This window comes from Jiulongibacter sediminis (assembly GCF_001306455.1).
Taxonomy (GTDB): domain Bacteria; phylum Bacteroidota; class Bacteroidia; order Cytophagales; family Spirosomataceae; genus Jiulongibacter; species Jiulongibacter sediminis.
In genome coordinates, this window is the sequence record NZ_LGTQ01000011.1 from 1 (window position 1) to 23014 (window position 23014).

At 42.9% G+C, this 23014-nt stretch carries 18 protein-coding genes; 13 read left to right on the forward strand and 5 right to left on the reverse strand.

The window, feature by feature from the left end; all coding sequences use genetic code 11:
• Window positions 1-2035: M36 family metallopeptidase (locus tag AFM12_RS14635; RefSeq protein WP_216598518.1), on the forward strand; the 2035-nt coding region annotated here is incomplete at its 5' end.
• Window positions 2036-2118: 83 nt separating this feature from the next.
• Entirely contained in the window at window positions 2119-2742 is a 624-nt protein-coding gene (locus AFM12_RS14640; protein ID WP_055149646.1) for an SGNH/GDSL hydrolase family protein, read from the forward strand.
• Here AFM12_RS14640 and AFM12_RS14645 read toward each other — a convergent pair.
• Both AFM12_RS14645 and AFM12_RS14650 read right to left on the reverse strand, forming a co-directional pair.
• A complete protein-coding gene (locus tag AFM12_RS14645; RefSeq protein WP_055149553.1) occupies window positions 2739-4523 on the reverse strand; it encodes an ATP-binding protein in 1785 nt (594 codons plus the stop codon). The two genes, AFM12_RS14640 and AFM12_RS14645, sit on opposite strands and share 4 nt — an antisense overlap.
• Complete coding sequence (locus AFM12_RS14650; protein WP_055149555.1) at window positions 4510-5160, reverse strand: response regulator transcription factor; 651 nt, start codon at window positions 5158-5160, stop codon at window positions 4510-4512. The genes AFM12_RS14645 and AFM12_RS14650 overlap by 14 nt, the downstream gene beginning before the upstream one ends.
• A 221-nt stretch (window positions 5161-5381) precedes the next feature.
• Here AFM12_RS14650 and AFM12_RS14655 point away from each other — a divergent pair, with 221 nt between their 5' ends.
• From AFM12_RS14655 to AFM12_RS14700, 10 genes are all read left to right on the forward strand, one after another.
• Window positions 5382-7103, forward strand: coding sequence for a tail fiber domain-containing protein (locus tag AFM12_RS14655; protein WP_055149557.1), 1722 nt, complete (start codon window positions 5382-5384; stop codon window positions 7101-7103).
• Between the two features lie 252 nt (window positions 7104-7355).
• Window positions 7356-7811 (forward strand): hypothetical protein, encoded by a 456-nt coding sequence (locus tag AFM12_RS14660; RefSeq protein WP_055149559.1) that lies wholly within the window; start codon window positions 7356-7358, stop codon window positions 7809-7811.
• Window positions 7812-8135: 324 nt separating this feature from the next.
• Window positions 8136-8609: a hypothetical protein gene (locus AFM12_RS14665; protein WP_055149561.1), complete on the forward strand. Its 474-nt coding sequence runs from the start codon at window positions 8136-8138 to the stop codon at window positions 8607-8609.
• A gap of 13 nt (window positions 8610-8622) precedes the next feature.
• Window positions 8623-10218: a hypothetical protein gene (locus tag AFM12_RS14670; RefSeq protein ID WP_055149563.1), complete on the forward strand. Its 1596-nt coding sequence runs from the start codon at window positions 8623-8625 to the stop codon at window positions 10216-10218.
• 1 nt (window position 10219) lies between these two features.
• The gene (locus AFM12_RS14675) at window positions 10220-11785 is read left to right on the forward strand and encodes a hypothetical protein (RefSeq protein ID WP_055149565.1); all 1566 of its coding nucleotides are present in this window, start codon (window positions 10220-10222) and stop codon (window positions 11783-11785) included.
• Window positions 11772-13331 carry a hypothetical protein gene (locus AFM12_RS14680; RefSeq protein ID WP_055149567.1) on the forward strand — a complete coding sequence of 520 codons (1560 nt, stop codon included), beginning with the start codon at window positions 11772-11774 and terminating at the stop codon, window positions 13329-13331. The genes AFM12_RS14675 and AFM12_RS14680 overlap by 14 nt, the downstream gene beginning before the upstream one ends.
• A 109-nt stretch (window positions 13332-13440) precedes the next feature.
• Window positions 13441-14394, forward strand: a complete 954-nt coding sequence (locus tag AFM12_RS14685; RefSeq protein WP_055149568.1) for an FISUMP domain-containing protein — start codon at window positions 13441-13443, stop codon at window positions 14392-14394.
• 24 nt (window positions 14395-14418) lie between these two features.
• Window positions 14419-14790, forward strand: coding sequence for a LytR/AlgR family response regulator transcription factor (locus AFM12_RS19535; RefSeq protein ID WP_082391363.1), 372 nt, complete (start codon window positions 14419-14421; stop codon window positions 14788-14790).
• The gene (locus AFM12_RS14695) at window positions 14787-15890 is read left to right on the forward strand and encodes a hypothetical protein (protein WP_055149572.1); all 1104 of its coding nucleotides are present in this window, start codon (window positions 14787-14789) and stop codon (window positions 15888-15890) included. Before AFM12_RS19535 ends, AFM12_RS14695 begins: the two co-directional genes overlap by 4 nt.
• 175 nt (window positions 15891-16065) lie before the next feature.
• The gene (locus AFM12_RS14700; protein ID WP_055149574.1) at window positions 16066-18906 is read left to right on the forward strand and encodes an ATP-binding protein; all 2841 of its coding nucleotides are present in this window, start codon (window positions 16066-16068) and stop codon (window positions 18904-18906) included.
• A gap of 83 nt (window positions 18907-18989) precedes the next feature.
• Here AFM12_RS14700 and AFM12_RS14705 read toward each other — a convergent pair whose 3' ends face one another.
• The gene (locus tag AFM12_RS14705) at window positions 18990-19892 is read right to left on the reverse strand and encodes an NAD-dependent epimerase/dehydratase family protein (protein WP_055149576.1); all 903 of its coding nucleotides are present in this window, start codon (window positions 19890-19892) and stop codon (window positions 18990-18992) included.
• 293 nt (window positions 19893-20185) lie between these two features.
• Here AFM12_RS14705 and AFM12_RS14710 point away from each other — a divergent pair, with 293 nt between their 5' ends.
• Window positions 20186-21487, forward strand: coding sequence for a DUF418 domain-containing protein (locus tag AFM12_RS14710; protein ID WP_055149578.1), 1302 nt, complete (start codon window positions 20186-20188; stop codon window positions 21485-21487).
• A gap of 169 nt (window positions 21488-21656) precedes the next feature.
• Here the strand turns inward: AFM12_RS14710 and AFM12_RS14715 are convergent, their stop codons facing one another.
• Together AFM12_RS14715 and AFM12_RS14720 are read right to left on the reverse strand one after the other, a co-directional pair.
• A complete protein-coding gene (locus tag AFM12_RS14715) occupies window positions 21657-22310 on the reverse strand; it encodes a DUF2490 domain-containing protein (protein WP_055149580.1) in 654 nt (217 codons plus the stop codon).
• A gap of 1 nt (window position 22311) precedes the next feature.
• Window positions 22312-22881 (reverse strand): hypothetical protein, encoded by a 570-nt coding sequence (locus tag AFM12_RS14720; RefSeq protein WP_055149582.1) that lies wholly within the window; start codon window positions 22879-22881, stop codon window positions 22312-22314.
• Window positions 22882-23014 lie beyond the last annotated feature (133 nt).

A 23014-nucleotide genomic window follows, 5' to 3' on the forward strand; every position in this document is an offset into this window, starting at 1 on the left:
GAATCAGGAACAGGCCGGTGAAGGCTGGAGTGACTATCTGACATTGATGCTGACCACCGACTGGGCAAGCCTGGAACCGACCGTCGCTGATGCAGGGATCGGTCGTGGTATTGGAAATTATGTTTTAGGAAACCCAATCACCGGAAAAGGTATTCGCCCCTACCGATACTCTTATAATAAAGACAGTTTGAATAACCCTGTCACTTATGCCAAGGTGGGCGACACCAATAATTTCTCACGACCTCACGGCATTGGATCCATCTGGGCCACCACTCTTTGGGATATGACCTGGGAGATCATTTTTCAGGATGACAGCATCGTTCATGACATTCATAATGTACCTGCCAGCACTACTGACCTTATCGGTAACCTTGCGGCTCTGAAACTCGTCAACGAGGGATTGCGTCTTCAGCCCTGTTCACCCAGCTTTATCGATGCCCGCGACGCTATTTTAAAGGCTGATGAAATGCTTTTCGGCGGCCGGTACCGCTGTGCCATTGGCAAAGCCTTCGCCAGAAGAGGCATGGGTGCATTGGCCAGCACTGGCTTTAGCACGGATGACCGGTTTGTGACAGAAGATTTCACCCTTTTCTCAGGCACGCCTCTGAACGCTGTTACTATTACCCCTGAAATCTGCTCCGGAGAGCTTTTTGACCTTACCACCAGCACTTCCGCTAGTGGTACTTTTTCTTTTTCCTGGGAAAGAGTGGCCCAGAACGGTATCACCGGTTCAGGCAATAGTGGAACCGGAGCCAATATCCAGGAAACAATTACCAATGCCACCATTTATCCAGCAGTGGTACAGTATAATGTAACGGTATCACCGGATGCCTGTAATGCCAGCCCAAAGCCACAGCCGGTCTATGTAAAGGTAAAACCCAAAGTAATTCCCGAAGTCAGCCTTTATGAAGTTTGTCAGGGCACAGCTGTCCCTGTCAGTGAAGGACTAGTGGCACCAAGTGCTTATACCACCACGATTAATGGAACGCTAACAAGTACCACCCCAACATATCGACGTGGACAGGGCTCTGACATCAATTATTACTGGGCCTCAGATGTCGGCACCAATGTGCATTATGTCACCTATGCCTTTAAAGCTGCCGAGTCCGCACCTATCTCTATAGAAACCGTGGCCGGAACCTTGTCCGGCACCTATCCAGAACTCAATTATCTGACTCTTTACAAGAATAATTTTGACCCCCTAAACCCGGCTAATAATTTTCTGAAAGGAGATGATGTAACCGGCCGGAATTGGCCCCGACCTAAAATTCGATATACACTGCAGAAAGATACCGTATATGTTCTGGTAGCTGCGACTTACTTTAATAACATAACGGGTAACTTCACGCTGGAGTCTAACATGCCTATTTTCGGAGGGTTCAATAACTGGTATACCGATTCCAGCGGCGGAAGCTCATTATCAACCAATAATATCTTCAACCCGGTAGGGCTGGCCGGTTCCGGAATTACCAACACCGAAACAGCCCTTTCCAAAACCTTTTATGTAGCTACAAACCTCTACCCCGAGTGCCGGACACCGGTTACGTTTAACATCAATGCCAATGATGCACCTACCGGTACAGTGAGTGACAATGCTCAGGTTTGCCCCGGAGATAACTCAGGAACTCTCACGTTAAGCGGGCATCAGGGGACTGTGGCCAACTGGCAGTCTTCGATTGATGGTTTTACAACATCTGACAGCCTTCCGAATACAACTGCAAGTCAGAGTTATACGAATCTCAATGCCGATACCCGGTTCAGGGCGGTGGTGAAAAACGGGGCCTGCCCGCCGGGATACTCCACTTCGGCAAGCATCGTTGTTAAAAAAGCAACCTTTACTGCCACCAGCCCCGATTATGATCTGAACGGTCAATCGGGCACGCTGGAAGCACTCGAATACATCAACGCCAGTAATAAAGTCTCTAACAATTCAACAGCTCAATTGGCCGCAGGGAAGGCGATTGAATTGAAAGAAGGTTTTGAAGTCAGCAACTCTGTCTTTGAGGCTCTCATTGAGGATGTTTGTCCGAATTAAAGAAAAGAAAGCTCTCTGTCAGAAGTAATTTCCCCCGAAACAAGGTAAGATCATTTGCTTCTTGTGACCTTTCTTTGTTTCTGATGATTAGGCTACTCTGCTTTCTTGTTTTGATCAGTTGCTCCCGTTTAGAGCAACTACTTCCGCCGGAAGCTGCCGGAAGTGATAGTACCATTTCTGTTCTATTAGTAGGCAACAGTCTTACCTACACCAATAATTTACCGGAACTTATCAAAAAAGAGGCTTTGCTCTTCGGTGTTGAAATCAGAACAGAAATGCTGGCCTTGCCGAATTATGCCATTCCTGACCATCTTTCGGATGGCAAACTGCAACGCTTGATTAAAAAAGGGGATTTCGATTTTGTAGTCGCACAGCAAGGGCCATCCTCTCAAGCTGACGGACGACAGATGCTTTTAGACACAGCCCCCGTTTTAGACGAGCTTTGTAAAAAACACGGTGCCCGGCTGGCCTATTTCATGGTTTGGCCATCGCGACAATATTATCAAACTTTTGATGGAGTTATTACCAATTATACTGCCGCTGCTAAATCAGTGAATGCCATACTCTGCCCTGTGGGTGTTCAATGGAAAGAAGTTACCGATACAGGTGATTTTTCCTATTACGGTTTAGATGGATTTCATCCTTCACAAAAGGGTTCCGAACTGGCTGCCAAGATCATTTGGGAGTCGATACACCCAAACAATTAAAGAGGGACAGACAGGGTAAAAACTGACCCTTCACCCGGCCTACTCTGAACCTCTATTTTACCCCCAAGTTCACCGGCTATTCTATTGACAATATTCAGACCTAAGCCAAAACTGTGTTCACCGGCAGTAGTTTGATTTTTTGTGGTTTTATAGCGATCAAACAACGTTTTAAGTTCTTCCTGATCAATTCCGGGTCCATGATCTTTTACCTCAAAACATAAAAAATTGTTGTGCTGATAACTTCTCAAAATCACCTCAGTACCGGTCTCCGAGTATTTAACAGCATTTGACAAAAGGTTTTCCAAAGCTCTGAAAAGCAACGAACGGTCGGTCAGGAGTTCTTCCTGATCTTGCTCTACGTGTACTATCAGGTCAATCTTTTTGGTGTCAGCCAAAGGCTTGAAGCGACTGACCAAATCTTTGAAAAGTAGGGCCAAATCTACATTTTCAAGATGTACAGGGTGTATTTCATCTTTATCGATGGTTAAAAGTGATTTGATGGTTTTCAAACCAAAATCAGCAGTTTTAAGAATCATATCTTCTGATTCCTTGAGATCCTTCTTTGAACTTTCTGATAAATTTTGAGCCCAAAGTTTAATCGCTGAAAACGGACTACTCAAATCATGTGAAACAACTGACATCAGGTGATTTTTCTCTGAATTCAGTTGAGTGAGTTTCTCATTTTGAGATAATATGAGGGCATTTTTCTTCCGGTTTTTTTGATATGCAAAACCAATAATCCCTGCCAACAAGGCCAGAGCTAACACGCCTATCAGAAGTAATAGTTGTCTGTTTTTCTGGGCCTCAAGCTGAGCTGAAAGAAGCTCATTTTCCTGTTCACGTTCTTTGGCATTATAGGCCTCCTGCAGCTCAGCAATCTTATCTGCAGTCTGCTCATCGAGCAATTCATTTTGCAATTCATTGCTTTTTAAAAGCTCTTCATAGGCATTTTTGAAATCTCCGTTATCGTAATAAAATACAGAGAGATGATTGTGGCTCCGCTCTCTTTGCATTTTAAAATCCAACGAATCAGCCAGCTGCATGGCATTCAGCAGTACGTTTTCAGCTTCTACATTTCGGCCAAGGCCATGAAGAGCACCTGCTTTATTGATAAGGTTATACCATAAGTCGGTGGAAGGCTCATTTTTAAGGTATTCCAGATTATCATTACTGAGTTTAAGGCCTTCTTTGAAATTTTCAAGCCGAACATATAAAGCCGCCAAGTTGATTTTTGAATTGGCTATGCCGGGCAAATCGTCAATGTCTTCTTTGATTTTGAGCGAACGATTATAAAAGAGAAGAGCCGAGTCTGACTTTTGTTCTTTCAGGTAACATTGCCCCAGATTATTATAAAGTACGGCCAGTCTTTTGGGACTAAAGTCCGAGGGCTGATATCTACTCAAAAGCTGCATGATCTGATTTTTGGCCTCCAAATGTTGTCCTGATATCAAATAGGTATAAACAAGATCTGAAACAGCAGAGAGCTCATCATCCGGGTTCTCCAGCTCTTTACTGGCCTCAAGAAACTTCAGATAATAATCCAGTGCCTCTGAGCGATTATCTTCAAAATCCTGGTAAAACCCTTTCAATCGCAAAGCATAAGCTTCAGCCCGTGGATAGCCTGAAGCTGCCAGTTTTTCAGACCAGTGGGGTATCGAATCCTTGTTCGCAATATCCAGATATTTGATCGACAAAATATAGTCATCCCACTCCTTGGGGGTGTTCTGAGCGACAACCTCAAAGAAGCATAGCCAAAGAAAAAGCAGGCTAATCTTCTTCATGTAAAATTCCGTTTTGCAGAGCAAACTTGACCATACCCACGGTATTGTTCACACCTAGTTTCACTAAGATGTTACGTCGGTGAGTATCCACGGTTCCTTTACTCAGAAAGAGCTTTTCTCCAATTTCGGACGAACTGTACTCCTGACATACCATTTTCAAAATTTCATATTCCCGCGGAGAAAGTAGCTCAGGCAGTTTGTTTTGAGGTGTGGTTACCGTATTTGGTCCCGGACCAACCTCCTCTAAATAGATTTCTGGACTAAAATAGGATTCGCCCCTGGCTACCCTTTCTATCGCCTGTTTTAGCTCCTCTATCGCTGCATCTTTCAGGATATAACCCTGAATCTGGTGTTTTTCTAACCTTCTAAGAATTCGGGTTCCTCTGAACATCGTCAGATACAAAATCGGAAGTTCAGAACGTAGCTTCCTGATTTCCATCAGCAGTTCTTCCGGGTGAAAATCCGGCAACTGGATGTCAAGCAATAAAACATCAATAGATAGATCGGGTAGTGATCTGAGAAGCGAATGCCCGTCCACAAACGACCCGGCAACCTCCAGATCAGAGGCAGCTGCAAGCAACTTCTCCAGCCCCCGGAGAAAGATTTCATGATCGTCGGTAATCGCTAGCTTATACACCCAGTGTTTTTTCTGATTCTATTAAACTGTTATCTAATGTATAGAAAAAGGAATGGACATAAAAACGTATACACTTGACCGATCAGAAAGGTGAACAAATTCTATTTCCTCTTCAAATGAATAAGAACTTCTCCTTAATGCTGTTCACGAAAAACCGTAAAATAAAACCCTCTGGACTTTTCCGGTATCCGTCCCGTATATTGGGGCAAAACCGTTTTTGAATGCATAGAATTTTACTCCTGATTTTTATTATTACTCCTTTATTGTCTAATGCTCAAAGCACAGAAATAAAACCTGGTGTTGTGCTTCCAGAAATGACCACAGCTCAGCGGACCGGAATGGCCAACCCCACCAATGGTATGCTTGTTTTTGATTCAGATACCCAGAGTTACTGGTTCAGACAATCAGGGAATTGGGTGGAACTACCCAAAGGGGGAAGTACCTCAAATTACTGGCAACTTGATGGTCTTGGTGGAAATGAAATTAGAAATACGAACAGTGGGGGATTTTGGAGTGAGAACCAAACCGGTCTAAACATTAATTCAAACGATACCAGTAATCCACCGACTGCTCCTGTCAATGGTGACGGAACTCGGTTGATGTGGATTCCTTCAAGATCAGCATTTCGAGTAGGAACAGTAACCAATGGAAATAAATCATGGGATGCTGATTCTATTGGTCTTTTTTCTTTTGCCTCAGGCTATGGTTCGAAAGCAAAAGGGCGACATTCTATCGCTATGGGTTACTATAATCTTGCTTCAGCGTATTACTCAACAGCTTTTGGTCATTTTAGTAAAGCAACCGGACACAACTCTGTAGCCTTAGGTTACAGAACTTCGGCTTCTGAAAAGTACACAACATCAATGGGCTCTGAAACTCAGGCATCAGGTGAATATTCAACGGCAATGGGACTTGAGACAATTGCATCTGGGGATAGATCAATAGCAATGGGAGACAAATCTTTAGCCTCAGGTTATCGGTCTACGGCGACCGGCTATAGCACCACGGCCTCTGGTGGTATTTCCACTTCTTTCGGCTCTGAATCGATTGCTTCAGGGGATAGATCAACAGCAATGGGCTACCAAACTGTAGCGTCAGCTCCATTTTCTACAGCTATGGGAAACCGTTCCACGGCATCTGGATATAATTCATCAGCTATCGGCGAAAAAACAGTTGCAAAAGCTGTTGGCGGAACATCTTTGGGTTTATGGAATGATGATTCTGATATAGCTGGTTCATATCCTGGAGTTAGTTCCGACAGAATTTTCCAAATAGGAAATGGTAATAGTTCTTCACGTTCAAATGCCTTGACAGTGCTTCGAAACGGATATATGGGAACAATGAATGTATTGGATCCACAGGCTAATCTGCATTTGAAATATGCGGGTTCAAATAACTGGGATGCCCATTTAAGACTTGAAGCTACCAATGGTGAATATTCTAATATTGTCTACGACGCGGATGGCCTGAAGTTCAGAACGTTTGGTTCTACAGATGATTTTCACTTCAGAAATTCTCTGAATGATCACATCGCTACCATTTATGAGGATGGCGACATGGATATTGACGGAACCCTTTCGCAAAGCTCAGACCGAAGACTAAAGAGAGATATTGTAACGCTGGAAAATTCTTCTCAAAAACTGACTCAAGTCAATGGTGTCCATTACTACTGGAAAGACCAGAATAAAGACCAACAACTACAAACAGGTCTTATTGCTCAGGAAGTCCAACGAATTTTCCCTGAGCTGGTGAATGAAGGTGAAGACGGCTACCTTTCTGTAAATTATATTGGGTTGATTCCACATTTAATTGAGACTTATAAAGATTTATTGTCGGAGAATGAATCCTTAAAAAAGAGGGCTTTGATTCAGAAAGAACACAATAAAGAAGTGAATCAAAGACTGGCCAGACTGGAAGCTTTGATTGATCAAGCTGCGAACTAAATAAATCTACTTATCGCCTCTTTTTGAAATGGCTTAGGACTCAAAAAAACTGCAATGCCTTAATCAAACTGCTTGGTACCTAGCGAGAAAACGTTGTCTAAAACAGGTTATTCAAGTGAACCGGATATCTTCTGCTTGACTGTTTCCTTAATCGTGTAAATCGGGCTTTTGACGTAAAAAAAATTACCTAAATACAGTATGTTTTTGTGAGCGGTCTTTTGGGAGCTTTGAATAATCAAAAAACCAAAAGTCATGAAGAAAAACATATCATTATTTTCGGTCTGTGCACTTTTAATAAGTGTGATACTAATTTCATCTTGTGAAAAAGCAGAGCCTGAACCACCTCTTTCAGATCAAATCACCGGACAGTACGAGGTCGATTATTATCTGGTAGGCAGCACTTTGGTTTCATTACCCGTCACGGTAGACGGTATTACCGCCACTGCTAAAATTAACATCAGCCGCGTTTCCGATACCGATGCCAAAGTAGTTTTTACCTTTATTCAAACAGCCTCAAGTTTCGGACTTTCGGATGAATCTACCAGCACCGTGCCTTCTGTGTCACTCAGCAAAAGTAGTTCGGGTGAAATTATGGGAGCCGATGCCTCCGGTAACTCCATCACTCATAAAAACGGCGAGGTAGAGGTGATTCTGAAAAGCAATGACCCTTCAAAAACTCTGACGATCCACGCCAATACCGGCTCCTGAAACAGAAGTCCCTACAACTCAAGTCAGCTATCAGTTAGGTTTCAGCAGCCCGGCCTATTTTCTCCAAAAGTTTTCCCGATCATCATGGGTATCCTCCGAGTAGGGTTGGTTGATTGGGGAATTGGTGCATTGATCAAAGTCTCCTTGTTTTCCATCATCAACTCACCTTCAACTTTTTACCTTAAACCTTTAACCGGGTAACTTAACCCTTTCTTAATACTCAATACTCTAAAAACTCAAAATTGAAAGCTTTTGCTCTAAAATTGAAAGTACATAACTAATTATCAGACAGAACTTTGTGGTGTAATCAAAAACGAAAACACCATGAAACAAATTAGTTTACTTCTTCTTTCTTCCTTATTGCTTTCCTGCTCAGCAGGTGTCAAAAAGGATTTTCTGAGCGGCTTAAAAGTCACTAATTCAGGTCTGGCATTTGAGCAGGCATATATGAGCTCAGACGGTAAATCCCTTCAGACAGACCAACTCAAAACGGGCCAGAAAGTAACTCTACAACTTACTGGTGTGAAGGGCTTTGAGCTAATCGATGACATGGCTTACCCCGGTGCTACTATTGAAGTCATTGACAAAACCGGAGTCAAAGCCATGGAATTGGCCGACCTGTTTTCGTCCTATAATGAAACAGGAGTTAAACCGACAGACGCCCAATACCTCTCCACCGCCCTGACCATCGGTAACCCTTTGCTGGTAGGTGAAACCTATACTTTCAAAAGCCATTTCTGGGACAAAAACGGTAGCGGCGAGATCAATGGAGAAATGGAGTTTACGGTGGTAGAATAATTTGTGAATCGAAATGAAGAAACTTAGCACATTATTAATTCTTCTCTGGCAGATCACGGCAGGACAAAGCCTTACCCTCCTCCCTGGGCAGATACAGTTGCCCGTACTTGACTTTGAAACTCTCGAAAATCAAAGCAATCCTGAAGAAGGAACTGTGATTTACCAACCCGCATTAAATTGTTTGGCGTATTATAACGGCACCCGTTGGAATTGTATCGGCGAGACCCGGCCCATCTGGAGCTATGTAAGAAATTCACTTGCGATCAAGGTGATCAATGCCACGTCCATGTCAGAAGTGTATGACATTAAAAACCAGGGGGACTCGGCACTCTTTTCTCTTGTCAAAATCCAGGGGACAGTAAGTGTATTGTCTTCCACCATAAACGCCACAGCCACATACGATTACCTCCTCATCAGGGCCGACTCTGCTTTAAATCCGGTATGGTATAAAAAGATAAGTTTTACCGGCGAAGACTTTCACCTGAGCCGTATTAAACAAAGAGCGAATGGCGATATACTACTCGTAGGTCATTATAAAAACGGGTCTTTGGCTTATAACGGAAGCCAATTGCAATCACATACCGGTAGTCCCAAAAGCTTTGTAATGGAGGTAAATGCGGTAACTGGCAGCTTGAACTGGCACAGAAAACCAGGCAGTTCTGGCTCCTTTAAAACCTATGACATGGCAGTCAGAGCAAACGGTGACCTCTTTCTGGTCGGGAGATTTGAGGCCAATGCCCAGGTTCTTGGCTCCACTCTGCCATCAACGGGCGGGGCTTTTGTAATGCTTCTTAACAATGATGCCACGGCAATTAAGAACACCAAAACATGGCACAGTAATTCCAACTATCTCAAGGCCAGATTTATAGAGGTTAACAACACCTTTGAGTACGTCAATGTAGTTTCGGAGTTTACTGACAGTCTTTCGTTTTTTGGGCAAAGCCTTCATACAAATTCACCCTCTGCCATTTTTGTACAAACCTTTTACTATTACAATGCAAGTAATCTAATTGCGGGTGGAGTTGCTTATACCCAAGGCGGGCCTACCGATAGTTTGGGAATCACGCGTTTTGAAAGAAATATTTTGATAGGCGAAGCAAAGGGCAGTCATCTATTTAACAATCCCGGTACCTATATCAACTCCTTTGGCACTCAAATCGACGGAAGTTTTGCTATCGGTACTGCTACTAATAACTTATCAGCTTATTTCTATCCCATTGCAAGCACTATAAGTTATCAACGCAATAAAACCAAGATTCACTACGCACACTCAAATAATCTGTTGATTAGTGGCAGTGCAAATGAATTCCCCTCCCTATTTACTTACCCGAATCCATTTAGCCAGCAATCACAGATTTCATCCCCGATAGAGATTTCCGGCTCAACTGTGCTGTATTCGATAGGAACCAGAACAAGCACTTTTGAAGCCATCAGCCCGGTATCGGTTCCCAACCGCATTCCCTATTTTACCGAAATGGCCTTCTATTCCGGAGGGGTATTTTATGGACTCAATTATTTCAACTCATACTGTGAAATAGACGGAATACGGTTCCAGAAACCCCCATCTGCCTTTGCGGAAGCTGTACTTCTCAATACTAAATACAAATAGCATGAATAAGATACTCTACCTACTGCTCTTCATTCTTTCTTTTGGAGGAGGTATTTGTCAAAATATCCAAATGAGTCCGAATGGCTTGGTTTTGCCTAAAGTCAATATGAAAACCCTGGAACAAAGCCAGATAGCTCAGGAAGGCATGATGGTTTACGACAGCTGTTTCCACCTTCCCAGGTTTTACGATGGCAAAAACTGGAGTTTTGGCCGGGGAGAAGCTGATAACCACGAGGTGGTTTCCCGCTTTCTGCAATTCAAAGCCACTTCTGGTCATTCGCTCTCAGTCGAGGTTTTGAAAAACGATTTTCAAGGCAATATCTATTTCTATGGCCGGAAAGAAGAGGGTACCGTGCAATACGAAAATCTTTCAAAGACTTGCCCACCAAACAATTATCTGCATACTATCGGTAAACTCGATAAATATGGAAATATGCTCTGGTGGTATTCATTTTTTACCGCACAGGACTTTTGCGTCATTTATGATTTGGCGGCCGACTCTCAGGGAAATGTTTTTGCAGTAGGAAGAATAGCCGAGCCTGTTTCTTTTGATGGTTTTACCACGATCAACCCTTCCGGCAATTCCATGGGTTTCATTCTCAAAATCAATTCAAGCGGGCAGTATGGCTGGTCAAAATTGATTCAAAACGGACCATTAAGCCAGGTGGAGGTATTTGCCGATGACAACCTCATCGTGGGCGGATCATTCTCGGGTAATTTGACTTTTGAGTCGGTCAACCTACAGTCTTCAACACAAACCGCATTTGTTTTCAAAACCGACGGCAGCGGCACGCCTACCTATAGCAGAACTTTTTCGGCAAGTACTTCTGCAGCCTTGCAGGCCCTCTCTGTAAACCTTTACGACTGGGCCGTGGCGGTCGATTTTGAAGGTAATTATCAATTTGGGTTTCAGACTATTCCATCAGACTCTGTCGATATTTTTGTTACTGCATTTGATGTCTCAGACCAAATATCTCTATTTAAAAAAATAGGGGGATCAGGCATTCAAAATGCACGCCATCTTCTACTTTCTGACTCAAAACTACTTATTGATGGCAGATTTGAAGACAACTTCACCGTCGATTCCTACGCGTATCAATTCGGGGTGAATGGCAATTATAGTGGTTTTTTTATCGTTCTTGAAAGAAGCAATGCCACTCTTACAGACCGTCTGGTTATTCAACCCGAACAGGAAAATGAAAATGCCTGGTTTTATCATATTGCTCATGATTTTTTCGGCAATTTCTACATATCCTACCGCGTAAATGGTTCTGGTGTACTACATACCGTGGACAATTCAGAATTGTATGAAAATATCCCCTCAGGTTATGGCATCCTGAAGTTCAAATTGCCTTTCAACCATCCTATCGAGCCGGTATATCTAAGAAAAACAGAGCAATTTGTCTGGCCTCAAGGTTTGATAGCCCACGGCTTTTATAAAGGAGCCTTTATGAGCCTTAGCACCAACACCCCCAGCAATTATTGGCTCCCGGTAGATGGCTTTGATTTTACTAATCCAAAATATTCGAACTCTTCCTTCATCAGACATTACTATGAAAACTATTGATTATAAATATTTTATAACACTCATTCTTCTGGGAGTATTGTTTGGCAATACCTCCAAAGCACAATTTGCCGAGCTCAATCCGGCACCACCCCAAAACGACATTCACAGCTATTTCAGGCTGCCGATTTCTAATACATCAGGGACTTTTGAAGAAGGCTCCGCACGGTTCAATCCGGTCAAAAAATGCGTGGAATTTTACGATGGAACTCGCTGGAACTGCTCCGAATCACGTGCAATAAATACTAATAAATTGCACGTATCAGAAAGTTTTACCGACGCCAATACTCACCTCAAAAGCATCAGCCTGAGCGATGGTAAGATTGTGTCCTTCTATATGGCACATACAGGTGACAGCCTTCGTGTTTTCGGTCAAAATCTGAAAATGCTGCACAGCAATACCTCCGTACTTATAGCAGCCGCTGATGCAGATGGCCACTATCTATGGCATGCTGAAACCTCAATTTATTACCAGGATATCTTCGATATAGAGCCCGATCATGCGGGCAATCTGTTTCTCTCTTTCATAAGCAATAGTCCATTCTTTTATCAGGGCACTTTGGTGGATTCTTATAGCAACGACAACTGTATAGTCCTCAAAATCAACGGAAACGGGATTTTGGCAGGCATTCGGGAAGTGGCTCAAGGTTACTTTCCGCTCGACCTTTGCGTGAGTCAAAACAATAAACTGTATGTCCTCTTCAAATTTACAGGGCCGTTTGTTTTTGCCGGTACCACCATTCAGCCCACCACAACTTCCAATGTTTTTCTGGCACGCTATAGTTCATCGCTGCTTTTGGAACAGTACGATTTTTTTGAAAGTACTGACTATCTGTCTGTTAATTCAATAGTTAGCACTCCCGGCTCGCTTTATTTGGGTGGTCAGGTAGGAGGCACTTTAAAAAAAGGAGGAAGTGTATTAACTAGCACCGGATTAGGCTTGTATGCTTTTGTTTTGAAGTTAAACGAAAATGCTGCTACGCAATGGATCAAAATTGCAGAGCAGGATCCGGGAGGACAGTCTGATTTGAGAAGCCTGGTTTTTCTTGACAATAAGCTTTATGCTCTAATTGGTTGCCCCCATGATTTCGGGTTTAGAAACAGTGCCAACCAGTTAGTAAACTTTCAGCTTGACGGATATGAATACATGGCTATATTCAGGTTTACGGTCGATGGCTTTGCTGAGGACTATTGTCGTTTCACAGGCAATATTAATTATAACCCGTATTTATATGACAACGGTAGTCAACTGGTGGCCGGATCCGGCAATAAGCTTTTCTACCAGTCTGAGGTGATGGGTGCTGGCATCTCGTTTAACCACCTCACAATCTCCGCCTTACCCGGAAATCGGCAGATTTATAAAATAAATCCGAATCTGGAGCTGGAAGACCATTGGGTGCTATCGGGAGCTTCCTCCCCATCAATTTTCCAGTCAGGAGAGGCAGATTTGATGGCCGTTTTCAACTATTCAAATGTTGAAATCAATAAAGCGAAGTTCACTAAACTACTTACTAATCAGTCAGAAACGTATTATTTCCTACTCAAATGAGCCTTAAACGCTTTCCGCTCAAAATTGAGAGCATCTGCCCCAAAATCGAAAGCCACTTCTCTTCGTCTTTTTGACCTTTGACCCATCACTTTTTTAAAAACAATCAATCATGAAAACACTTTTTCTCTCTGCACTCATTTCATTCTCAGCCACTGCCCAGGATATGGACGTGGTTGGCTCTCTCAAGGTAGGTCAAATGCCCATCGACAATGCCGCCAATAAAGTTGTAGTACAGAAAGCCGACGGCAAACTTGGCACCCGTGACCTAAATTCTCTGGCAGCCGCTCCGGCAGATACCAGCCGCTCTTTAGGATCTGATCTTGATATCTTCAAAACATTCTGTAGCTGCCCGCCTGAAAATATGCCACCTTCCATGATCAGAAAGCTTCGCGAAAGTGGATATTCAGAGGAAGACCTCAGCTTAATGGGCGTTTCTGAGCAACAGATCAGACGATCAAAACCGGTGGTTGACGGTGATGGCAATGTGTATGAAGTAATGAAGGTGGTAGTGCAGGAAGTGGGCACTTTTTATGTCCTGAAAGAAAACCTCAAAACCACAAAGTTTAATGACGGCACCGTGATTGCAGGAAACCTTCCGGCCTCAGGCTGGGTAAATGCAGCGGCCACTCAAACCCCGGCCTGGGCCTATCCTGAAAACAATGCCGTCAACAAAGACAAATACGGCCTATTGTACAATGGGTACGTGCTAACCGAAGGAAAAAACGCCTGTCCGCTTGGCTGGACTCCCGCCAACAATAGTGACCTGATGAACATCGGAAGTTCAACAGCGGAATATTTCAGAGCGGTAGGTACCGATACCTGGGACTTCCCGAACAGCGGAAATAATTTCTCCGGCCTGAATGTACCCGGAGCAGGCGGAATAGAAATTGACGGTGACGATGTAGCTTTCCGTATTGCTGCCGTGTTTCATTCTTATCAAGTGAACCCAAGCTCTGGCGATATCATGAGCACTACTGTCCTTAAGGATAGCGAAACGGTAACACAAAACGATAAACCCAAAGCTTATGGGGGTAGCATAAGATGCGTAAGTATCTCCTGGTAATCCATTCAAATAAAAGACAAAATCATGAAAACGAATAGTTCAAAATGTTGCTCCCGGAGCCTGAGCCTGTCGAAGGCAAAGGGTTTTGTTCACCTCGGTGGTCGCCTCCACGAAAATCCCGAAAACATCAGCCTGCTTAAAGCCGACATCAATTACACCCATATCTATTTTACAGATGGTAGCCACAAATTGGTGGCTACCACGCTCGGAATACTCGAAAAAAGACTTCCAAAGAACTTTTTCAGAGTCAATCGCTCTACTGTTGTGAGTTTAAAAAACATAAGGCCCTCTGAAAACGAGGACCAGATTTTCGGTGAAAAAGGAGGAGCCATTAGAATCTCAAGACGCAGAAAAGAGGCCTTCAAAATGCAGTACCAAAAATTCAAACAAGCATGAAAAACGGAATATTATTATTGGTGCTTTTGTCGCATGTAAGCTTCGCCCAATCCATCACTGGCAAATGGGAAAACAAGCAATTCGGCTACAGCTTTGTTTTCAATCAAAACGGCAGCTATAATTTTGATTTCCCTGCCCAAAACATGCGAAATCTGAGCGGCACCTATCAAAAAAGTGGCAATACACTCCTTATCAAAAATGCTTATGGTACAGTCAATTACAAGATTCAATGGGTTGGGAATCAACTTCGATTGAGTGATGCTCAAGGGACCTGGATTTTGAATAAAGTCGGTGGGAATTCACTGCTCGATGAGTCAAAATTCCCGAAGATTATTGCTCAGTCAGGTACTCTAAAACTCACCGAAGAGGGACCCAAAACCTATGAAACCATCATCAATTTGGTGTTGGATAAAAAAGTAACCACTGTAGATTATCAATCCATAGTGGCTGAGACAAAACGCATGTTTCTCAAATGCCCCGAAGTGATCTTAGGAGATATACAAACGGCCAAAGAGAGCTTTGAGCAAATCCTGCAGAACGGTGATCCTAATGTGATTGGTCAGTTCAGGCAAGCTTTTTTGGGGCAGGTTTACCAAATGGCGGTGATTGACCAGAATCCTGATATGCAGGTTTTCTGGAAGATTTTTGACAAGTATCTGGACGTAGTAGCCTTTGACTCAAAATCTCAATTGGTCCTAACCTCCAAAGATTTGGAGGCCTATCTCAATTATATCGACCTATTGGCTGTCAATCAGGGCGGACAAAAGTTGAATTTGGCCAGCAGGAAACAACTATCAGAACAAACGATCGCCAACTTCTCCCGACTCAGTCAAAACGAAAAAAAGTTTCTATCCAATGCCGACCTGGCCTATCAGCTCACCAAAAGTAATTTAAGCCGATTCACCGCTCAGCAAACCCAAACCTTTCGTCAACAATTCACGCCACAAGTTCAGCTCGTTCAAACTCAACAAATGGACGCCGACTTCTATCAGCGATATAGCCGCATGATGCTCGAAAATCACGTGAGCATAATGAACGGAATAGAAAATCTCGGCGGAACGGGTGATTATTGGGAAATAAAACCAAGTTATGGGTGGTAACAGATAAATGTCACTTCTTGTGTCTCGATAGCCATCGTGAGAGAACAGTCTAAAGCCCAAGAAAACCAATCGCCAAAACCCTTAAATAAAATGATATTAACTAAACAAAAACCTGTCAAAAAAATCCTTTCAGGCTTCCTAAATTAGCAAGGCTGTCTATAACTCTACTTTTTTAATGAAACGATTAGGCTTAATTTTATTTCTGCTAATTCTAGTTTTCTATGCTTCTGGTCAGGCCCCGGCTAAAGTAGATTCTCTCGAAAAATTATTACTTGATCACCCCCGGGAAGACAGCACCCGCCTGAAAATTTTACTTGATCTTACTGGTCAAACACGCTACTTCGACCTCAAAAAGGCTAGTGAATACGCCTCCAATGCGGAAGAATTGAGTCTAAAACTCAATAACAAAACAGAATACGGCCGCTCGCTATACTACGAAGGTCTGATCCATTACATGCGGGGCTTTCTGGATTTGGGACTTGAATACGGCGAAAAATCGGTGGCAGTCTTTCTGGAACTAAATGATAAAATCCGCCTTTCAGGTGCGTATGAATTGCTTGGGGTGATTCATACCGACATGGTGAACGACGAAAAAGCCATCGGTTACCTACGTGAAGTGCTGAAAATAGCCGAGGAAATGGATGATGATTTCGGTCAAATCAGCTCTAATTCTAATATCGGAAACATTTATCTCAGACAGGGCAATCGAACCCTGGCCCGCTCCTATTACGAGAAAGCCGAACAGATTCTTCAAAAATCAACTGAGCCTGAAGCCTTTTCTGAAGTGTATGTTAACATCGCTGCGGTGACAGATAATCGAGATAAAAAGCTCGCCTATTACGAAAAAGCCCGCTTAGGATTTGAAAAAGCGGGAATGCAGGAAGGTAAAGCTCAGGTGCTCACCGGAATGGGTAAAGATTTCGCAGAGCAAAAACATTTTGCTGAAGCCATTACTTACTTCAAAAAGGCCATTGAAGCTTTTGAGGAGGTGGAATTTGACAACGGAAAAACAGGCACCCTCATTTTACTTTCTGAAGCCGAAATGGGTCTAGGGCTAAATGCTGATGCAGAAAAACACCTCTTGCAGGCGGCTGAGATTGGTAAAAGTAAAGAACTCAATGAGCACCTCATGAAGGCTTATGAAAGTCTGGCCGTTTTTTACGAAAGACTGGGTAGAAGTAATGAAGCTCTCCAATATTATAAGCTCTTCTCAGAGGTAAAAGAGCAGAATTTTAATGCCTCAAAAAGTAAAATCATTGAAGAAAACGAAGCCCGTTACCAGTCAGAAAAGAAGGAGCTTCAACTTGCTGAGCAGGAATTGGAACTCAGCCGTCAGAAAGGCCTCAGAAATCAGATTCTTTGGTGGGCGGCATTGGGTATTATAGCATTTGCCGCAATCTTGGGCTACTACTATTTCAGACAGCAGCAGAAACGCATTAAAGCGGAAAATGCACTAAAAATCAAAGATTTGGAAGCCCAAAATTTGAAAGAAAAAGAACGAATCAAGTCGGCCTTTTTTGCTAATATTTCTCATGAATTTCGTACACCTCTCACACTCATTATTTCTCCACTTCAGGAGATGATCAATGGTACTTTCAGCGGAAATCAGCAGTCCTATTTAAAAATGATGCTTCGCAACGGGCGGCGGCTTTTAGACCTTGTGAATCAACTCCTTGACTTGGCGAAACTGGAGGTAGGCTCATTGCAACTGCAAAAGGAAAAGGCAGACATCAACGGCTTCATCAAAAGCCTTGCATCCTCGTTTGAATCATTGGCAGAAATCCGTGGGATACGTTTCTTTCTTACCGCTCCTGTCGGTGGAATATTAGTGGATTTTGACAAAGATAAAATTCAGAAAATCATCACCAACCTTCTCTCAAATGCTTTTAAATTCACGCCGGAAGGTGGACAAGTAAGACTGGAAATCAGTCAAAAAACAGATGGAATACGCATTGACATCTCCGACTCAGGCATTGGTATTCCTCTAAAAGACCTGCCGCATGTTTTCGATCGCTTTTATCAGGTCAAAGATCTCAATAATATGGAACAAAGCGGTTCAGGTATTGGGCTTGCTCTGGTAAAAGAACTCACCGAGCTTCATGGCGGACATATTCAGGTCCGCAGTCGCCAGAATGAGGGTACGCATTTTTCAGTGACGCTGCCTTTGGCCTCCGCGGAAATCAACATTTCAGAAACCGAGACATTGTTCACCGAGTATAGCTATTCAAAGCCGGATGATACGGAAACAGAAGGAATTACTTTGAAAGGTCAAAAATCATTGATTCTGGTCGCTGAAGATCATCAGGATGTGCAGCATCTGATCAAAGACGTGCTGTCTGAAAATTATGAAGTCCTTATGGCTCCAAACGGCAAAGAAGCCCTGGAGTTGGCCTTGAAAAAAGTACCGGACGCTATCGTATCTGACGTCATGATGCCAGAAATGGACGGTTTCACCTTTTGTGAGAAAATCAAAACCGATGCCCGTACATCGCATATTCCGGTGGTGATGCTCACCGCCAGAGCCGACCAAACTGATAAAATGCGAGGGTTGGAAACAGGAGCAGATGCCTATTTGCCAAAGCCTTTTGATGCTGGCGAACTGAAATTAAGACTTCAAAAATTGATTGAGCTACGGCAAAAACTCCGTCAAAACTTCAGCACAGCCATCAGCCTGAAACCCGAGGAAATGCAGGTAAGCTCTATTGACCAGCAATTCATTGAAAAAGTGAAGGAAGTCATTGAAACTCATGCTTCCGACGAGCAGTTTGGCGTGGAAACCTTCGCTGAAGAAATAGGCATGAGTCGTTCTCAGCTGAACAGAAAACTAAAAGCCCTTTTTAATCAAAGTGCTAACGAAATGGTCAGAATTTACCGACTGGAAAAAGCCCATCAGTTACTAAAACAAAAAGCCATTACCCCGACAGAAGCCAGCTATCAACTAGGCTTCAGCAGCCCCGCCTATTTCTCAAAATGCTTTTCAGATCACTTTGGGTATGCCCCGAGTAGGGTTGGGTGATTGGTGGACTGGTAAACTGGTAAATTCTCCAATTCACCGATTTTCCAACTTCCCAATTCTCCAATTCCTCGATCCTCCAAGAACTACTCCCTGGCCAAAGGCTTCACGTATTTCCTCCAGTTATGCTGCTCCTTAAAGCCGAGAACTTCTTTGATTTTGCGATTGGAGAAGAGTGCTTCGTGTTCCTCCAAATCACGGGTAACAGGTACATCTGGGAAGAAGCGGGACAGCAATTCCTTATTAGGTAGAATGGCTCCATTATGATCATTGCCAGCATTGAAAACCTGATAACCAAGACCGTCTTTTTTGAGACATAAGTCAACGATCTGGCCTAAATCACGAGCGTCGATATAACAAAAAGCATTTCTTCGACGAACCTCAGGATGCTTGAAATAATATGGAAATAACTCCTGGTACTCATGCGGCTCTATTACATTGCCAATTCTTAAGGCGTAAATATCAATCCCCGACCTCCGCTGAAAAGTTCTGGCAGTTTTCTCGTTCACCACCTTTGAAAGACCATAGCTGTCCATTGGGTCTACATCATAATCTTCTTCCAAAGGCAAGCTATTCGGGTCGGTTTCACCATCTGAAAAACAAACCCCATAGGTGGTTTCGGATGAAGCAATAATCACCTTTTTGATCCCCAATTTTACAGCTGCCTCGATGACATTGTATGTACCAATAGTATTGACCCTAAAGGTCTCATTATCCGGATTAATCAGGATACGCGGCACTGCCGCAAAATGTACCACCGCATCAAATTTGGGCACGCCATTACCACCCTCCAGTTCATCTAAACCAGCATAAGAGCTCATGGCATTAAACATTTGACCTGAATCGGTGATATCAGCAATAAGATTGTCCACCCCGGGATGATTCAAAGGTTTCAAATCTACATTCATGACCCGATGGCCCTGATCTAACAGGTAGGGAATCACGTGTTTGCCGGCTTTTCCGGAGCCTCCGGTAAAAAATATTCTCATAGTGTTTTCAATAGAGATGGCAACTTAGTCATTGACTCAAAGTTTGCCAAATACCCGGCAAACAAACGGCTAATCGTCCTCCAATTTGCCCACTATGCCCTTCCATTCTCTTGGTCCGTTTCCGCTGAAACTCTTTTGTAACCATTGATTTGGGTCCAATCCAACCATTCAAAATGAGACTACTATAATAGCAGATACCACTCCCTAAAATTTGGGCAAGGGCTGCTCATGAAACAAATCCAAATCCTTATTTTTCTATAATCTTTCAAAAAGTAAACCTAAACCCTAAAAAAATGAGCCAGGAAACCACTTTAAAACCGATCCTTCTTGGAGAACGAATTAACTCTCTGGATGTCGTCAGGGGAATCGCACTTCTGGGCATATTACTTATGAATATTAACGGAATGGGCTTGCCAATGGCCTATGAGGACCCTACTGTTTCCGGAGGAGACGACGGGCTCAATCTGGGTGTATGGGTCGTCAATAATATGCTCTTTGAAGGTACTATGAGGGGGCTTTTTACTCTTCTTTTTGGAGCCAGTGTTATTTTACTGACTTCCCGACTTGAAGCAAAAGGAGCAGGGATTACCACAGCAGATATTTATTACAGAAGAACGCTCTGGTTATTACTGTTTGGGATCATCAATGTCTATGTTTTTTTATGGAGCGGAGATATTTTATACCCTTATGCCTTATTGGGACTTACCCTTTTCCCTTTCCGGAATGCCCGTGTTAAGACGCTTTTTATTTGTGCCGGACTACTGCTGATCTTTGGAACTTTATGGAATATCAGAGACTATCATAATGCGAAAGAAATCCGGCAGGCTGGAATTGAAATGCAGGCCCTGAAAGATGCGGGAAAAACATTAGCTGAGAAGGAAGAAGCAAAAATAGAAGCATGGAACAAACAAAAAACAAAACATACCCCGGAGGAAATTGCGGAAAATGTGGAAGGCCGTCTTCAATCAAATTATTTTGATGTGATGATGGCAAAAGTCGAAGACAACCAATTTATGCAGACCTGGTTTATGTACAGGATGTGGCCCTGGGATATTTTGAGTTTTATGCTCATTGGAATGGCCTTCTTCAAGCTGAGAATTTTTCATGCGGAGAAATCGAACAAATTTTATCTGTTGACGATGCTTGCAGGTTATTTAGTAGGCCTTACGGTCAACTATTATGAAACAAGAATGGTTGTTGATAGTCAATTTGATGTGGTAACCATGGCTAAGGCAAACCAAACCTATGATTTGGGCCGCTTATTTACCACACTGGGGCATGTTGGTTTAATAATGCTTTTTGTCAAATCCGGAATCCTTAGCTTCCTTCAAAAATCACTGGCCGCCGTTGGAAAAACGACCCTCAGCAATTATCTGTTGACAGCAATCGGAACCTCCATTCTGTTCTACGGTTTTGGTTTTAGTCTCTACAATCAACTGGAACGCTTTGAGCTGTATTATGTAGTCGCCGGTTTTTGGATATTCCAGTTAATTGCCAGCCCTATCTGGTTAAAATACTTTAAATACGGTCCATTTGAATGGCTTTGGCGTTCGCTGACCTATCAGAAATGGCAGGAGCTGAAGATTAAAAAATAGCTCTTCCGAAAATAAAACAGGATGATTTGAAGTCCGGGTTATTTAGTTAAATATTCACAGACCAAGAATGCTCTGTTTAAGGCAAAGGGTGTCTGAAGAAGGTAAAGAGAGCTGTGAACAAAAAATCTTCAGTGGTTCTGAATCTGTTAATTTTCACCAGGGCTTTTGATCAGAAAGACTGATACAGGTTAACGGCCAGCCAGGTACGCTGACGGGTGGCCTGATGCAGAAAAGAACCGATACGGTAGTCCAGACCGAACTCCAGTTTGGCTCCGGGATTTAAAACATAACCCAGAAAACCCAGGCCTCTAATCTCCAAATCATAGGCAGAATCCTCAAGGCTATTCACATATTCGTTGCTGAGTTTTAGAAAAAACTCATGCGGGTCTGTAGAATGGCCATTGAGAGGAAGCTCTGCCGCAATACGATATCGGAACCGGTAAACAGCGGCTTCATGACCACCGAAGGTCTGGTCGGTGCCAAAACGGTGAGAGAGCTTTAAAGCCGAAAGCCTGTTGACAACAATATACTGCTGAATAAGCCGGTTTCGGAGGTTTTTACCATTTGGCACTCTTAGCAAATAGCCTAAAGCCAAAGTGCTGCTAAAACCCACTTTCCTAGATGTTAGTAAACTGATATCTGTCTGCAAATAACTTTTTTCATCCTGAAGTGCCTGGCGACCTTCTGCTTTGAAGTTGATGGCCCAGTCCTTCGGGAGCTTTTTGTTAAAGTTTAAAGAAGGCATAAGTCCAAGTTCCAGAGAACCCTGACCTTTGACCAAATAGCTTATCAGAATAAGAATAATTAAGTGAAATACCCTCATCTCAGTAAATGATATTATCCGTCATTTTGAGAATGATTTCTGACTTTTTGAGAAGTCTTCCTCTACTGCTAAAAAGGTATTCATAAAAGCCAAAAGTTTCCCCTTTCTTTGCTGAAACTACCACCTCATAGTTGATCTGTAAACGGTCAATTCCTAAGCTCTGACTAAAAAACTGTAAAACATCTGGTTCTGTACCTGAGTACTGAATCTGTATTTTTTTCAATCGATGCTTTTGAAAGTCTACGTCAAATTGGTCATCTATAGACTTCAGTAGACTATTGGACAATTCTTTAGATTTTACCTCTACCTCTACATCCTCAAGCTCACCATTTAGCGAAAACTCAACACTGTATTTCTTTCCTTGATATTTGGTTTTTGCTTCAAAAGACTTTGAGGAAAGGCCTGTTTCTTTATACCACTTCAGTCGGGAATCAGGACATAGGGATTCTGCAAAGTCCAAAGCCCGAGCGGGAACTTCGCTCTCAGGAACTCTAAGCTCCTTTTCAAATTTTTGCTGGGCAAAAAGTGAAGTGCCTGCGAACAACAGAATCCATACAATCAGCTTCTTCATAGCCAGATTAATTTCAAATGAACGGATGCTTCAAGATAAAAACTTCTTGCTGTTGAAACATTATTGGCTCCTTTGAATCTATATTGCTCTTAAAACGTATTCCCATTTCTGAAAGTGCACTTCTGTTATTACC